General features: G+C 65.6%; 16 protein-coding genes. 3 read left to right on the top strand and 13 right to left on the bottom strand.

The annotated features are described in order from the left end of the window. Window positions 1–207: 207 nt before the first annotated feature. The gene (locus CAPP_RS01925; protein ID WP_076599175.1) at window positions 208–579 is read left to right on the top strand and encodes a DUF5319 domain-containing protein; all 372 of its coding nucleotides are present in this window, start codon (window positions 208–210) and stop codon (window positions 577–579) included. Window positions 580–594: 15 nt separating this feature from the next. Here CAPP_RS01925 and CAPP_RS01920 read toward each other — a convergent pair whose 3' ends face one another. Next, the gene (locus CAPP_RS01920) at window positions 595–1,458 is read right to left on the bottom strand and encodes a hypothetical protein (protein ID WP_084560569.1); all 864 of its coding nucleotides are present in this window, start codon (window positions 1,456–1,458) and stop codon (window positions 595–597) included. A gap of 36 nt (window positions 1,459–1,494) precedes the next feature. After that, window positions 1,495–2,106 (bottom strand): sigma-70 family RNA polymerase sigma factor, encoded by a 612-nt coding sequence (locus CAPP_RS01915; protein WP_234958831.1) that lies wholly within the window; start codon window positions 2,104–2,106, stop codon window positions 1,495–1,497. Window positions 2,107–2,651: 545 nt separating this feature from the next. Between CAPP_RS01915 and CAPP_RS01910 the strand changes: the two genes are divergently transcribed. After that, window positions 2,652–2,963, top strand: coding sequence for a WhiB family transcriptional regulator (locus CAPP_RS01910; protein ID WP_076599241.1), 312 nt, complete (start codon window positions 2,652–2,654; stop codon window positions 2,961–2,963). A 91-nt stretch (window positions 2,964–3,054) separates the two neighbouring features. Here the strand turns inward: CAPP_RS01910 and groL are convergent, their stop codons facing one another. The 11 genes from groL to glmS form a co-directional block, all read right to left on the bottom strand. Next, window positions 3,055–4,662 (bottom strand): chaperonin GroEL, encoded by a 1,608-nt coding sequence (groL, locus tag CAPP_RS01905; RefSeq protein WP_076599173.1) that lies wholly within the window; start codon window positions 4,660–4,662, stop codon window positions 3,055–3,057. A gap of 21 nt (window positions 4,663–4,683) precedes the next feature. Continuing rightward, complete coding sequence (gene groES, locus CAPP_RS01900; protein WP_076599172.1) at window positions 4,684–4,986, bottom strand: co-chaperone GroES; 303 nt, start codon at window positions 4,984–4,986, stop codon at window positions 4,684–4,686. A 216-nt stretch (window positions 4,987–5,202) separates the two neighbouring features. Next, window positions 5,203–5,652, bottom strand: a complete 450-nt coding sequence (locus CAPP_RS01895; RefSeq protein ID WP_076599171.1) for a hypothetical protein — start codon at window positions 5,650–5,652, stop codon at window positions 5,203–5,205. Between the two features lie 145 nt (window positions 5,653–5,797). Beyond that, the gene (gene tsaD, locus CAPP_RS01890) at window positions 5,798–6,856 is read right to left on the bottom strand and encodes a tRNA (adenosine(37)-N6)-threonylcarbamoyltransferase complex transferase subunit TsaD (RefSeq protein WP_076599170.1); all 1,059 of its coding nucleotides are present in this window, start codon (window positions 6,854–6,856) and stop codon (window positions 5,798–5,800) included. Further along, a complete protein-coding gene (gene rimI, locus CAPP_RS01885) occupies window positions 6,853–7,416 on the bottom strand; it encodes a ribosomal protein S18-alanine N-acetyltransferase (RefSeq protein ID WP_076599169.1) in 564 nt (187 codons plus the stop codon). The genes tsaD and rimI overlap by 4 nt, the downstream gene beginning before the upstream one ends. Beyond that, window positions 7,417–8,187 carry a tRNA (adenosine(37)-N6)-threonylcarbamoyltransferase complex dimerization subunit type 1 TsaB gene (gene tsaB / locus CAPP_RS01880; RefSeq protein ID WP_076599168.1) on the bottom strand — a complete coding sequence of 257 codons (771 nt, stop codon included), beginning with the start codon at window positions 8,185–8,187 and terminating at the stop codon, window positions 7,417–7,419. A gap of 18 nt (window positions 8,188–8,205) precedes the next feature. Further along, window positions 8,206–8,757 carry a hypothetical protein gene (locus CAPP_RS01875; protein WP_076599167.1) on the bottom strand — a complete coding sequence of 184 codons (552 nt, stop codon included), beginning with the start codon at window positions 8,755–8,757 and terminating at the stop codon, window positions 8,206–8,208. A 10-nt stretch (window positions 8,758–8,767) separates the two neighbouring features. Further along, window positions 8,768–9,268: a tRNA (adenosine(37)-N6)-threonylcarbamoyltransferase complex ATPase subunit type 1 TsaE gene (gene tsaE / locus CAPP_RS01870; protein ID WP_076599166.1), complete on the bottom strand. Its 501-nt coding sequence runs from the start codon at window positions 9,266–9,268 to the stop codon at window positions 8,768–8,770. Beyond that, complete coding sequence (gene alr, locus CAPP_RS01865) at window positions 9,265–10,386, bottom strand: alanine racemase (protein WP_076599165.1); 1,122 nt, start codon at window positions 10,384–10,386, stop codon at window positions 9,265–9,267. Before alr ends, tsaE begins: the two co-directional genes overlap by 4 nt. Before the next feature lie 24 nt (window positions 10,387–10,410). After that, window positions 10,411–11,070, bottom strand: coding sequence for a hypothetical protein (locus CAPP_RS01860; protein WP_076599164.1), 660 nt, complete (start codon window positions 11,068–11,070; stop codon window positions 10,411–10,413). A gap of 41 nt (window positions 11,071–11,111) precedes the next feature. Further along, window positions 11,112–12,983, bottom strand: coding sequence for a glutamine--fructose-6-phosphate transaminase (isomerizing) (gene glmS, locus CAPP_RS01855; RefSeq protein ID WP_076599163.1), 1,872 nt, complete (start codon window positions 12,981–12,983; stop codon window positions 11,112–11,114). A gap of 155 nt (window positions 12,984–13,138) precedes the next feature. Here glmS and CAPP_RS01850 point away from each other — a divergent pair, with 155 nt between their 5' ends. After that, window positions 13,139–13,990 carry a dienelactone hydrolase family protein gene (locus CAPP_RS01850; protein ID WP_076599162.1) on the top strand — a complete coding sequence of 284 codons (852 nt, stop codon included), beginning with the start codon at window positions 13,139–13,141 and terminating at the stop codon, window positions 13,988–13,990. The last annotated feature ends 6 nt before the right edge of the window (window positions 13,991–13,996 follow it).

The raw sequence follows: 13,996 nt of genomic DNA, 5'->3' as shown, positions 1-13,996 counted from the left end.
CGGGACGTGCCTGCGGCGCATTGGCACACGCTACTGTCTTCTATTCTGTCAGCATAGTGTGTCGCGCAAATCAGGTGTCGGGGCAAGGGCGGGTGCCCAGCGCATGCGGGAGGAGGCGGGAAACTGGACACACGCAACTCAACCCGCAGGCGAACAAGACCGCACGAAAATTGAACTTCGCCGCCGCTGGGCCATAAGGTTAGAGGCGTGAATTTTGACTCCATGATGCCGCGCGACCCATTCGCAGACGATCCCAACGATCCCGCATCCTTCATCGAGGACGACGAAGTCGTGGAGCCACTCAGCGCCGAAGAGCGCCAGGCTGTCCTGCGCGACCTCGCGCAGACGCGCGAGTTCAAGCTCGTGCTCGAGCCCCGCGGGATCTTGGGCATCAATTTTCTGTGCGAGGACTGCGAGGAAGTCCACTACTACGACTGGGACATCATGATCACGAACATGATCGCCAGCTTGCAGGGCGAATTGCCGCCTGTGCACGAACCCAGCGCGGAGCCGAATCCTCGCGCGTATGTGCCGTGGGATTACGCGTTGGGCTACCTCGACGGGCTCGACGAGCGCTAGCCGCTCGCGCAGGAACTACTGGGAAGAGCGGGCTTCGGACTGTTGCGGTGCGCCGAGCTGCTTGGTCGTCGTGGGAATCGTCGAGGTCGTCGACGTGCGCACGCTTGACGACGGCTCCGTCTCCCGTCCACCCGACGGCGGCGCCGTTTCGGTGACCGTGACCGTCTGAGTGACTGGCTCCGGAGTGACGGTGACAGTCGCGGGCTGCTCCGGCTCGGCTGGCTTCGGCTTACCCTCCGGCTTCGGAGCCTTGGTGACCGTGACCGTGTCCTTCTGGTGAACGACAGGTGCCTCGGCGCCGTTCTTATCCTGCTTCGTACGCTCAGAACGGTCCTGGTTCAACGAATCGCGCAACTGGTCGATGAGTACCCGGGCGCCGGCGATGTCGCCGGATTCGGTCTTGCTGTCGATCTCATCGAGCGCGCTGGCGAATTCGACCGAGCTAGTGCGGTCGCCAAAGACAGCCTCGGACGGGCCCCACAGGGCCGAGCCCGGGGTGGCGTGGTAGAGCGCGGCACCGGTGCCGGCGACCAATACGGTCGCGGCAGCTGCGCCGACCACACCCGCGAGCCACGGGCTAGTGCGGAAGGCCGCTTTCTTCCTGCGCTTTTCACGGCGCTTATCGAGGGAAGCTACTGCCGGGTTCTCCTCGGTCGCCGCCTCGCCGGACAGTTCTGGGGCCAGGGGCATCGGCGCTTCCACCTCGTCGCGGAGACCCAACAGCAGGACAGCCAATTCGTCGGAACCATCGGCCGGATCGACGCCGCGCGACAGGTCCGTCATAAATGCATCGCTGGCCAGCAATTCATCCATGTTCGCCGTGTAATCGGCGCCCTCCGCGCGGTGCTGTCCGCTACGGCCGGTGAACTTCGGTTCCATGGCTACCCTCCCTGCTCCTTCTCATTACGCCGCAGATCAGCTCAGCTGTGAGTGCCGACCCCGTGACGTTTCTTCGTTCAGTTCTCGTTCTTGTTCGACGGCTTTTCGCATCGCGGCGAGTGCACGGTGCTGAGCGACGCGCACTGCTCCTGCGGTGCTGCCGGTGATCTCTGCTGTTTCCTCGGCGGATAGCCCGACGAAGATGCGCAGAACGACGATCTCTCGTGCCTTCTCACTAAGCAGATCGAGCAATGCCCGCACTCTGTTACTACCTACTTCCACCATGGCTGCATCTTCGGGGGTACCGCCGAGAAATTCCTGGTCAGGCACATCGTCAGTGGGGCTGGATTTATCGCGGGACAGCGAGCGGTGAGCGTCGGTGACCTTGTTGAACGCGATGCCGTAAACAAAGGCCATGAACGGCTTGCCTTTGTCCTGGTATTTGTTCACCGAAGTGGCCACCGCGAGGCAGATTTCCTGCGCGACATCTTCAGCTGTGGGAGTGCGGCCCCCGCTGATGCGGGCGCGGGCGTAGCGCAGCACCGTCGGGTGCACGATCTTGATGATCTCTTTCAGCGCGCGCTGGTCGCCTTCCTGCGCCAAGGGGACAAGGGAGGCGAGGCGGTCGTCGGCGTCGTGTGCGGCCACGTCTCTCCTTCGCGGGGTTGTGTCTCGGTTTCCTTGGCGGTCCATGCAGTCGCGAACGCGGGCGCCGCGAGTTCTTTCGGGGTGAATCTAATGCAGATTACGCCAGACTGCGTGTTTTTGGGCGTGTTCATCGTACGTCCTTGACTGTGAACGGCATAAATGCGCGGCGGAGACCACGGTCATCGTGGGACCAACAGGGCACCTCCACACCGTGCCCCGCCCCCCACCCCCGAATGTCTACACTTTTGGGGCTCAAGTGACTTATGGGCCACGTGAGGCAGCACGCTAGCCGGCACTAACAATTCACCGACCTTTAACCTCCACCGGTTCCCACTGTTCACAGCGATGCCGACCCCGCCAAATCCCTTAGTTCAAACTGTGCGACACCTGTCAGAAACCAGCTGTTTACCAACACCCTGCACACTCCTATCTCGTTGCTTCACGGCGCACCGGCATTTTCATGCGGCCCACCCAGCTGCGCTGGCGTGCGGGAAGCGGTTGTTCGTAGTTCATTAGCCTGAGGAGATTTTCACTCAATGCCCACGATGTCCATGCCGCACCAGCTGCCCGGACCGAACGCCGACTTCTGGGATTGGCAGCTCCACGGAGCGTGCCGCGGCGAGGCCTCCGATGTCTTCTATCACCCGGACGGGGAGCGCGGCCGCGCCCGCACGAACCGTGAGAATCGCGCCAAGGCGATCTGCTACAGCTGCCCTGTCCTGGAGCAGTGTCGCGAGCACGCCCTCGCCGTGGCTGAGCCGTACGGCATCTGGGGCGGCATGAGCGAATCCGAGCGTCAGGCCGCTCTGCGCGGAACCACGAAGCGCCGCACCAAGACGAAGGTCGCCGCGGTCTAGAACACAACGAGAACGCCCCGCTCCACACTCCCCCGGGTTAGTTCAGGGGAAGTGCGGAGCGGGGCGTCGCTTGCGTGGTGAAGCTGCGGAGCTAGTGGCTGTGGCCGTGTTCTTCCTCTTCTTCAGCAGGCTTATCCACGACGGACGCCTCCGTCGTGAGCACCATGCGGGCCACGGATGCGGCGTTGACCACTGCGGAGTGGGTCACCTTGACCGGGTCGATGATGCCCTGCTCGATGAGGTTGCCGTACTCGAGGGTGGCGGCGTTGAAGCCTTCACCGTTCGGAAGCTCGGCGGTCTTGGAGACGACGACGGAGCCGTCGAGCCCCGCGTTCTCCGCGATCCAGAAGGCGGGCTTGGTCAGGGCGCGGGCGACTGCCAGCACGCCGACCTTCTGCTCGCCGTCGAATTCCTCGGCGTAGGACTCGAGCTGCTTGGAGATCTGGACGAGGGCGGAGCCGCCGCCTGCGATGATGCCCTCCTGGGCAGCGGCGCGGGCAGCGTTGATGGCGTCCTCGACGCGCAGCTTGCGCTCGTTGACCTCGGTCTCGGTCGGTGCGCCGACGCGGATCACAGCGACGCCACCGGACAGCTTGGCTAGGCGCTCCTCGGCCTTCTCCTTGTCCCAGGTGGAATCGGTGTTCTCGATCTCGCGGCGGATCTGCTGGCGGCGGTTCTCCACAGCATCAGCAGTGCCGGCACCATCGACGATGACAGTGTCGTCCTTGGTCACCGTGACGCGGCGGGCAGACCCCAGCACGTCCAGCTCAGCGTCCTTGAGGTTGACGCCGACCTCCGGGTCAATGACGGTCGCGGCAGTGACGACGGCGAGGTCGTCCATGAACGCCTTGCGGCGCTCGCCGAAGTACGGGGACTTCACAGCAACGACCTTCAGGGCGCCGCGGATCGTGTTGACCACGAGGGTCTGCAGCGGCTCGCCCTCGATGTCCTCGGCGATGATCAGCAAAGGACGGGAGGTCTCGACTGCCTTCTCCAGCAGCGGAAGGAATTCCGGCAAGGAGGAGATCTTGTTGCGGACCAGCAGGATCTGCGGGTTCTCGAGGACGGCCTGGCCGGCTTCCGGGTCGGTCATGAAATAAGGCGACAGGAAGCCCTTCTCAAACGAGATGCCCTCGGTGACGTCGACGTAGGAGTCGATCGACTGGGATTCCTCGACAGTGAGAACGCCGTCCTTGCCGACCTTGTCCATGGCGCCGGACACCATCTCGCCGACGACCTCATCGCGGGAGGAGACGGTCGCTACGTTGGCGATCTCCTCGGAGGAGGAGACCTCGGTGGCGCGCGCCTTGAGTTCCTCGACAGTCTTCTCGGCCGCGGCGGCGATGCCCTTGTTCAGCTCGATCGGGTTGGCGCCGGCGGCGACGTTGCGCAGACCTTCGTCGATAAGCGCCTGCGCGAGCAGCGTCGCGGTCGTGGTGCCGTCGCCCGCGATGTCGTTGGTCTTGACGGCGACGGACTTGACCAGCTGCGCACCGAGGTTCTCAAACGGATCCTCGAGGTCGATGTCGCGGGCGATGGTCACGCCGTCGTTGGTGACGGTCGGGCCGCCGAAGGCTTTGTCCAGAACCACGTTGCGGCCGCGCGGGCCTAGCGTGACGCGCACGGAATCGGCGAGCACGCCGACACCGCGCTGGATGCCCTCGCGGGCCTCCTGATCAAATGCAATTAGTTTTGCCATTGGGAGCTAGTTCCCCCTTCTTTACTTCTCGACGACGGCCAGCAGGTCACGAGCGGACAGAAGCAGGTACTCCTGGTCGCCGTACTTGAGCTCGGTGCCGCCGTACTTGGAGAAGATGACGGTGTCGCCTTCCTTGACGTCGACCGGGATACGGTGCTCACCCTCATCGTCCCAGCGGCCCGGGCCGACGGCGATGACGGTCGCTTCCTGCGGCTTCTCCTGCGCGGAGTCCGGGATGACCAGGCCGGAGGCGGTGGTGGTCTCAGCCTCGACGATCTGGACGAGGATCTTGTCCTCGAGGGGCTTGATGTTGACGTTTGCCACGGTGAAAACCTTTCTTGAAAGTTGTTCGTATGAGCTTTCTTCGGCCCTTCCCCACTCGGCGCGGGGCGGTGCCGGGGTTTCGCGATGCGCAGCCGTCGTCGCGGGTGAACAAACTGTGCCCAAAACCTGATTAGCACTCTACCTACGGGAGTGCTAAACGACAACAAGGCCGGGCGTTCCCGCCCAGCCTTGAATTTTTTCCTGCGTGCAACCCGCTTAGACCTGCGGGGTGCCCAGGTTCAGTACGGCGTTGCGCCAGAGCTGGTACTCCTCCTCGTTGTCCTCGCGGTAAGTGCGGACAGCGCGGATAGTGTTCTTGATGCCCTCGACCACTTCGTCGTCGATGCTCTTGCCGCCGCGGCCGGTGAAAATCACCGGGCCGGAGATCGCAGTCGACGGGTCTTGTAAGAAGGCGGGGTTGTCGGTTGCGGCGGTGTTGCGCGCCATGGACGCGACCGGGTTCGGGTCCGCCCGCTTCTCTTTCGCCTCAGGCGAGAAGTATGCGTCGTAGGCTGGGCCGTCCTGCTCGAAAGCGACCTTTACGCTCTCCTGCACGACCGGGCCGAGGAACTGGTTCGCGTCGTCGAGATCGAAGACGATGCGGTGAAAGGTCAGGTCGGGGTTGACGAGCAGCCCGAACTTCTCGTTGTCGCTGTGGGTCGCCATACTCTCATCCTTTGGTGCGTGGTTGGAAAAACAACGACACCAAGACTACGTGCTTACCGCCCTTTTAGCTCGGCGAGCGAAACTGGATGCGGCCGCGTCACACAGCCTCGCACCGTCCCGCACCGCGTCAGTGCCAGCAGCGGAGTTAGCTCCCGGCGGCCACGAGCGGGGTCTCGACCTCGAGCGAGGTGTCGGTGGCCGTATCCAAACCAGAGGGCTGCGCGCCTTCATGGATGAGCTGGGCAGCGAGCGCGGCGATCATGACGCCATTGTCGGTGCACAGCTTGAACCGAGGAACGCGCAGCTCAATGCCTTTTTCAGCGCACCGCTGCCCCGCCAGTTCGCGCAGGCGTGAGTTCGCGGCCACTCCCCCACCAAGCAGCAGGGTCCGGGCGCCCGTGTGCTCGCACGCCATGACAGCCTTGGCGGTGAGCACGTCCACGACGGCTTCCTGGAAGGAGGCGCAGACGTCCTCGACGCTGATCACGTCCCCGTCCCGTTCGGCTGCCTCGACGTATCGGGCCACTGCGGTCTTCAGCCCGGAGAAGGAGAAATCGTAGCGGTGCTCCCCTCGCAGGTCTTCCGCGCGGGACAGGCCGCGGGGGAAGCGGATAGCAGCCGGATCGCCGTTTTTGGCCAGCCTGTCGATGACGGGCCCGCCGGGGTACCCGAGGCCCAGCAGGCGGGAGACTTTGTCGTAGGCCTCGCCGGCGGCGTCGTCAAGCGTGCTGCCCAATTCCTTCATGGGTTTGCCCACGGCGTCGACCTCGAGGATCTGCGTGTGCCCGCCGGAGACGAGCAGCGCGATCGAATGCGGAAGTTCTTCGCCGCCGTCCAGGTTCGCTACCGCGACGTGCCCGCCCAAGTGGTTGACGCCGTAGAACGGCACGCCCCACGCCGCGGCGTACGCTTTCGCGGCCGATGCGCCGACGAGCAGCGCGCCCGCCAGGCCCGGGCCTACGGTCGCCGCGACAGCATCGGGCTTGTCGACGCCCGCCTCCGCCAGCGCCTTCTCCATCACCTGCGGCATGGCCTCGAGGTGGGCGCGGGAGGCGATCTCGGGCACGACACCGCCGAAGCGCGCGTGCTGCTCCATGGAGGACGCGACGACGTCCGCGCGGATCTCCATCCCCCCGTCGGGCGAGAGCTCGATGATACCCACTCCCGTCTCGTCACAGGATGACTCGATACCTAGGACGATCATGGTGTGCTCCTTTCAATCGGCCCGTTGCTGCCGTTACCTGTGCTGGCCCCGCCGTCGCGTTCGCTGATGCTGGGCCGCATCATCGTGTACGCGTCCGCGCCGGTGGGCTGGTAGTAACCCTTGCGCACGCCGATCTCTGTGAAACCGTAGCTTTCGTACAACGCCAGCGCGGCGGTGTTGTCCGTGCGCACCTCGAGAAACATCTGACCGTCGTGCATGTCGGCTGCGTTGACGAGCTGGTCCATGAGCACCCGCCCGATGCCGCGGCGCTGGTGTCCGCGCGCGACGGCGATGGTGTGGACCTCGAATTCGGGGTCCTCCGGCGGGCCGAGCTTGGCGAGGCCTGCGTAGCCGACGAGCTCGCCCTCCTCGCTTTCCTCGTCGTCACCACCGCCGTCAGCACCGTCGCCGTCCTCGAATGCGCCGACGTAGAAGGTGTACGGGTGCGCGAATTGCACGGCGAACACGTCGCGCGGCCAGGGGGTTTCGCCGGCGAAGACGTCAGCTTCGATCGCCGCGGTCGCCGCCGCGTCAGCAGGGGTCAGCTCGCGCAGCTTCATCTACTCCCCCTCTGCGGCTTCCGCACCGGCACTGCGAATGCCGGAAATATCCGGGATCGCCGGAGACTTCGGTTTCGGGGCGGGCTCTTTCGCGTCGGGGCGGCGCAGGTACAGCGGTACGAGCGGTTCCGGTACTGCGGACAGATCGGCGACGGCGACAAGCCCAGCCGGGCGCGGCGCGACATAGGTGACGGTGCCAGCCTCAATGCCGGCGGCGGCGACCTGCTCGCGGAGGTTCTCCGGCACGCTCAGCACGTCGACGGTATTGTCCTCGGCGCTGCCGCCGATGCTCAAGGCCGCGGGCGCGACCACGTCGGGGCCGGCGATGCGCTCCTCCCCGCGGTAGTGCGCCCAGTAGACCTCGCGGCGGCGGGCATCGGTGACGACCAAAGAGGACACCGTATCGGCGGAAGCGCCGTCGGCAATCAGCGCGGCCACCGCGTCATGGGTGCACACGCCGTGGACGGGAACGCCGAGGGCCTGGCCGAACGCGGAGGCCGTGGCCATGCCAACGCGCAGGCCAGTGAAGGGGCCCGGGCCGCAGCCGACGACGACGGCACCGAGGTCGGTGAATTCCAGGCTGGCTTCAGCGAGCAGCTCCGTCACAGTGGGCACGAGCAGCTCGTTGTGGGAGCGCGTCGCAAGGATGCGCTCAGCGAGCACTGACATCTCACGCGGAGACGACGCTTCAGGCTTCGTGTGGCCGTCGCGCACCTCCACCAGACCGGCCACAAGGTCGGTGGTGGCGGTGTCGATGGCGAGGACGATCATGCTGCCGCTCAAGGGTAACTACTGGGCCTGCGCGGCCGGCTCGACGCGGACGCCGAAGCGCCAGATGTTCTCGCCAGCGTCCCAGTACACCGGGAAGCCCTGCTCGGTGCTGAAGAACTGGTCGAAGTAGTTCTGGTTGCACAGGTCCATCACGTCGGACGGCACGGCGTCGACGGAATCCACGCCGGCCTGCGGGTCCTTCGCCAGCAGCATGTAGTTATTGTCGCTGTCCAGGTCGACCTCGTCGGCGACATCGCCGGCGGCCTCGAGCTTGGCGTCGATAAGCTCCTTCGGCTCCTCGGAACACACCGGGACGAATGCTGTGATCTCGTCACCGTAGACGCGGCGCAGGTCGAGCATTTCCGCGGCGACAGCGTCATTTTCCGGCGGGACCATCTCGCTCAGCGTCGCGGCGAGCGAACCGGACTCGGAGCCGGCAGCGGCGGGAGCCGGGGTCGACGAGCTCGAGCTCATTTTCGGCAGCACGAAGACCATCGCGGCGAGAGCGATGATCCACAGCGCGACGACGATTGCGAACCAGCCTTTTTGGGCACCTGTGAGCTTGAGCATGGCCACAACACTACTCGGACGGCGTCCACGAGATAATGCGACCCTGCGATTCGGGGTCCTCGTTCGCGCGCGTCTCGCGGTCGAGTTCCACCAGCAAGTAACGCGTCGCGATCTGTTCGACGAGCCCGCCGCCCCACTCGGCGACGACGACAGAATCGGTCAGTTCCGTGTCCAGGTCGAGGGCGTCGAGCTCGCCCAGTGGATCCACCGCGCCCGTGCCGCCGACGCTGTCGAGCAGACGGTACGCGTCCACGTGCACGAGCGCGGGGTGCCCGCTTTCCTGCGCCTTATGTTCCCGCGCGATGATGAAAGTCGGGCTGGTCACCCGCCCTTTGACCCCCATGCCCTTCGCGATTCCCTGGGTCAGCGTGGTCTTGCCCGCGCCCAGCGGGCCGTCCAGAATCACCACGTCGCCGGCTTCCAGCGCCGCGCCGAGGCGCTCACCGAAGGCTTTCGTGTCCTCCGCGGTATCGCACTCGACCGTTCCCTTCTCCGTGAACGGTGGTTTCATCGCACCTCGTCCTTTCGCTTATCGACGTCCCCTGTGCCCACATATTCCCGGCGCACCCGTCCATGCGGCGCGCACACCACTTCATAGTGGATCGTCCCGGCGCGGTCCGCCAGCTCAGCGGCGCTCATGCCGCCCTGGCCGAAAATGACTGCCTCGTCACCGACGGCCACGTTGTGTTCGTTATCGCCGAGCCAGACGATGAACTGGTCCATGCACACCCGACCGACCTGCGGGTAGCGGACCCCGTCAACGGTCACCTCGACGGCGTCCTGCCATGAACGGTGCAGCCCGTCGGCGTAGCCCACCGGGACAACGGCAGTCCAGCCGTCAGCCGGCGCAGTCCAGGTCAGTCCGTAGCTGGCGCCTTCGCCTGCACCGATTTGCTTCACCGCAGTGATTCCGGCGGACCAGGTCATGGCGGGGGTGAACAAGGCGGCGTCGATAAGCGTGTCGCTGCTCTCCGCGACGGGATTGAGACCGTACAACGCGACTCCGGCGCGGACCTGGTCGAAAGCAAGCGACGTGCTGGTGAGCGTGCCCGGCGAATTGGCCAGGTGGTTGCGCGTTAGGGCGAGCCCCGCGCTGCGGGCGGCAGCAATCGCGCGCTCGAACGCCGCCGTCTGTTCCGCGTTGTGCGGATGCTCCGGCTCGTCCGCGCACGCGAGGTGCGACATGACCCCCACGACGTCGATCCCGGACGAGTGCGCCTGCGCGAAAGCGCGTTCCCAGTCGTCCTCATCGAGGCCCGAGCGGTTCATGCCCGTATCCACCATGATGTGCACCGGCGTATCGACGGGGTGCTCGGTGAGCCACGCGAGATGCTCCATGCCCGGGACGGCGATCTCGACTTCTTCCGGAATCTCCTCCCCCGGCTCCCACAGCCACGCGAGGACCGGCTTGTCGGTGAGCTCGCGCACGCGGCGCGCCTCGTCGAATGTGGCCACCCCGAACGCGTCCGCGCCGGCGGTGTCCATGACGGGAACGACGCGGTCCGCGCCGTGGTTGTACGCGTCGGCCTTGACCACGCACATGAGGCGCGTGTCCCCCAGCTGCTCTTTGATGAGGCGCGTATTGTGCGCGACCGCGCCCAGATCAACGCGCACGACAGAAGAACTCATGGAAAGTATTGTGCCACTGCCGCGCTACACCATGTGGATGGTACCCAGCACGACGAGCAGCAGCGCGACGGCCCACGTGGCGCCCAGCGAGACCTTCTCCGAATTCTCGCGCGCGGCAGCGAATGCGCGGCCGGCAGGGCTCTGCGGCGCCCGGCGCACCCAGCCGACGGCGAGCGCGCACAGCGTGGGCAAACTGAGCGCGATCGTGGCGTAGAGCACCAGGAATGCGTACCGCACCACGACATCCACACCAGCGGCGGACAGCACGGCGAGGCCACCGTAGAACGGCACCGACGTCGCCGACTGGATCAGGCCGAGCACAAAACCGACCACGACTGTCTTCGCCGACGGGGTCTTCAGCGGCTCGAGAATCCGGTTGACCAGGCCTGAATTGTCCCCGCCGCGCAGGGCGAGCAGGCCGGTGAGAACGCCTGTGGCAATCAACAGGATGCCGAAGACGGGCCCTTCGACGAAGCGCTGGACCACATCCCCCAGCCCGTCGAAGACGACGAGCATGAGGAAGGCCAGCGCGGCCACGCCGCACCAGTCGCCCGCGATCAGCAGCGCCGTGGTCTTGGCATACCTGCGGCTGCCCCGGGGCACCATCACGCCGACAGCGACGATCACGCCAATCAACAGCAGGTTGATCGAATCGACGAACGCGAACTGGATGGCGTGAAGCATTCCGGGGCGTGGCTACCTGTTCTGGTTGTGCGGGGGTGGGCTTATTCGACGGTGACCGACTTGGCCAGGTTGCGCGGCTTGTCGATGTCCTCGTTGCCGCACTGCTCCGCGATGAACGCGGCCAGGAACTGCAGCGGGACGGTGGCCAAAAGCGGCTGCATGATCGTCGGGGACTGCGGGATGCGCAGCAGCCAGTTCGCGTACGGCTCGACAGCGGTGTCGCCTTCCTCCGCGATGACGATCGTCTTCGCGCCGCGGGCGCGGATCTCCTGGATATTAGAGACGATCTTGGAGTGCAGCTGGGACACTCCGCGCGGGCTCGGCACAATGACCACGACCGGCAGGTCGTCCTCGATCAGCGCGATCGGGCCGTGCTTGAGCTCGCCTGCGGCGAAGCCCTCCGCGTGGATGTAGGCAAGCTCCTTGAGCTTCAGCGCGCCCTCGAGCGCGATCGGGTAGCCGACGCCGCGGCCGAGGAAGAGCATGGTCTGCACGGCGCCGAGGGTCTCGGCGATGCGCTCGCACTCCTCCTGATTGGCCAGCGCCTGCTCGACCTTCTCCGGGATGGCCTCGAGCTCGTCCCAGATCGCGTGGATCTCGTCCGGGTACTTCGTGCCTTTCGCCTGCGCGAGCGCCAGGCCGACGATGTAGTTCGCCGCCACCTGCGCCAGGAACGCCTTCGTGGAGGCCACGCCGATTTCTGGGCCGGCGTGGGTGTAGAGCACCGCGTCGGACTCGCGCGGGATCTGGGAGCCGTTGGTGTTGCAGACTGCGAGCACCTTCGCGCCCTGCGTCTTGGCGTGGCGGACGGCCTCTAGGGTGTCGGCGGTCTCGCCGGACTGGGAGATTGCCAGCACCAGGGTGCGCTCGTCGAGCACCGGGTCGCGGTAGCGGAACTCGGAAGCCACCTCGATCTGCACCGGGATGCGCACCCAGTGCTCGATCGCGTACTTCGCCGCCAGACCCGAGTGGTAGGCGGAACCGCAGGCCACGACGAAGACTTGGTCGAAAGCCTTGAGCTCGGCCTCGGTGATGGAGTTCTCGTCCAGCACGATGCGCTGGCCGTCCCAGTGGCCGGCGAGCGTGTCGCGGACAGCTGCGGGCTGCTCGTAGATCTCCTTCATCATGAAGGAGTCGTAGCCGCCCTTCTCTGCAGCTTCGAGGTCCCAGTCGATGGTGAACGGCTTGCCCGTGCCCGGGGTGCCGTCGAAGTTGAGGACCTTGTACTCGTCGGCGGTGATCACCACGACGGAGTCGGACTCGAGCTCGACTGCGTCCTTGGTGTGCTCGATGAATGCCGCGACGTCGGAGCCGAGGAACATTTCGCTTTCGCCGACGCCCACCATCAGCGGGGTGGAACGGCGGGCGGCGACGATCTTTTCTGGGTGGTCGGCGTGGGTGAACAGCAGGGTGAAGGCTCCCTCGAGACGGTTGAGCACCTTCAGCGCGGAGGCCTCGAAGTCGCCCTTGGTGGAGCCTTCGTCGACACCGTTGTACGCGCGTGCGACGAGGTGCGCCGCGACCTCGGAATCAGTGTCGGACGCCAGCTCGATGCCCTCGCGCTCAAGCTCGGCGCGCAGCGGGGCGAAGTTCTCGATGATGCCGTTGTGGACGATCGCCGCACGGCCGTCGTAGGACAGGTGCGGGTGCGCGTTCTCGTCCGTCGGGCGGCCGTGGGTGGCCCAACGGGTGTGACCGATCGCGGTCGTGCCACTCAGCGAATCCTCGCCGATCTCAGCGATCTTGTCTTCGAGGTTTTGAAGTTTGCCTGCGCGCTTGGCGATATTCATCTCGCCGCTGCCTACGACTGCGATACCCGCCGAGTCGTAACCGCGGTACTCCATCCTGCGCAGCGCCTCGAGCGCGATCGGCAGGCCCTGCTGATTACCTACGTATCCCACGATTCCACACATGCAGATAAGGATAATGCATACGACAAATTATGCTTCACACCAACTTCAGCACAGGCCCACCGAGTCTGGATTCCGGTCGCTTCGTTTACGTCCGCCCCGCGCAATCGGACGTGATCTGCCCCGCCCGCCGGAGTCGATGCAGTATCCTGTTCTTCGTGTCTGCGAAGTTGAAGAAGCTCAGCGAACTGTCCAAGCGTGGCCCCCACCGGGTCATGGAAGGCGACCTCGGCTACACCGGCCTGCCCGGCAAGGTGTACGTGCCTGCCGACGGCACGGCCGTCCCCGGCGTCGCATTCGGCCACGACTGGATGAAGAGCGCCGATGATTACGAGAAGACCCTGCGCCACCTGGCCAGCTGGGGCATTGCCGTGGCCGCCCCCGACACAGAGTGCGGCTTCAAGCCGAACCACGCCGGTTTCGCCGCCGACCTGGAAACGGCACTGCAAATTCTCGGTGGTGTGAAGCTGGGCAACGGCAACACCACCGTCAGCCCGGGCAAGCTCGGCGTGATCGGCCACGGCATGGGCGGCGGCTGCGCTGTCCTGGCGTCCGTGAACAACGAGAAAGTCAAGGCCGTCGCGCCGATCTACCCGGCCTCTGTCGCCCCCTCGGCGAACGACGCCGCCCGTACCCTGTTCCTGCCCGGCCTGATCATCGGCCCGGACGAGGATGCCGACGCCATTTTCGACCCGGGCAACCCGGCGAAGCTGGCGTTCAACTGGTCCGGCCCCGTCGCGTACCGCACGGTCGAGGACGGCAACCAGAAATCCTTCAGCGAGGACGGCTTCAAAAAATTCCTGCTGGGCCAGGGCCGCTCGAAGGCCAGCGTCCAGGAGACTGTCCGTGGCCTGGTCACCGGCTTCCTGCTGCACCAGCTCAACGGCGACAAGGCCTACTCCGACTACTCGGAGATGGATGCTGAAGGCAAGGGCGTCGAGTCCGTCTACGGCAAGGAGCTCGCAGACCGCGCCGACTTCGCCCGCGGCGACGCGAAGGGCCTCTTCTAGCCCCCG

Origin of the sequence: Corynebacterium appendicis CIP 107643 (assembly GCF_030408415.1) — a bacterium.
In the GTDB taxonomy this organism is placed as follows: domain Bacteria; phylum Actinomycetota; class Actinomycetes; order Mycobacteriales; family Mycobacteriaceae; genus Corynebacterium; species Corynebacterium appendicis.
This window is presented reverse-complemented; position numbering and strand designations above follow the sequence as displayed.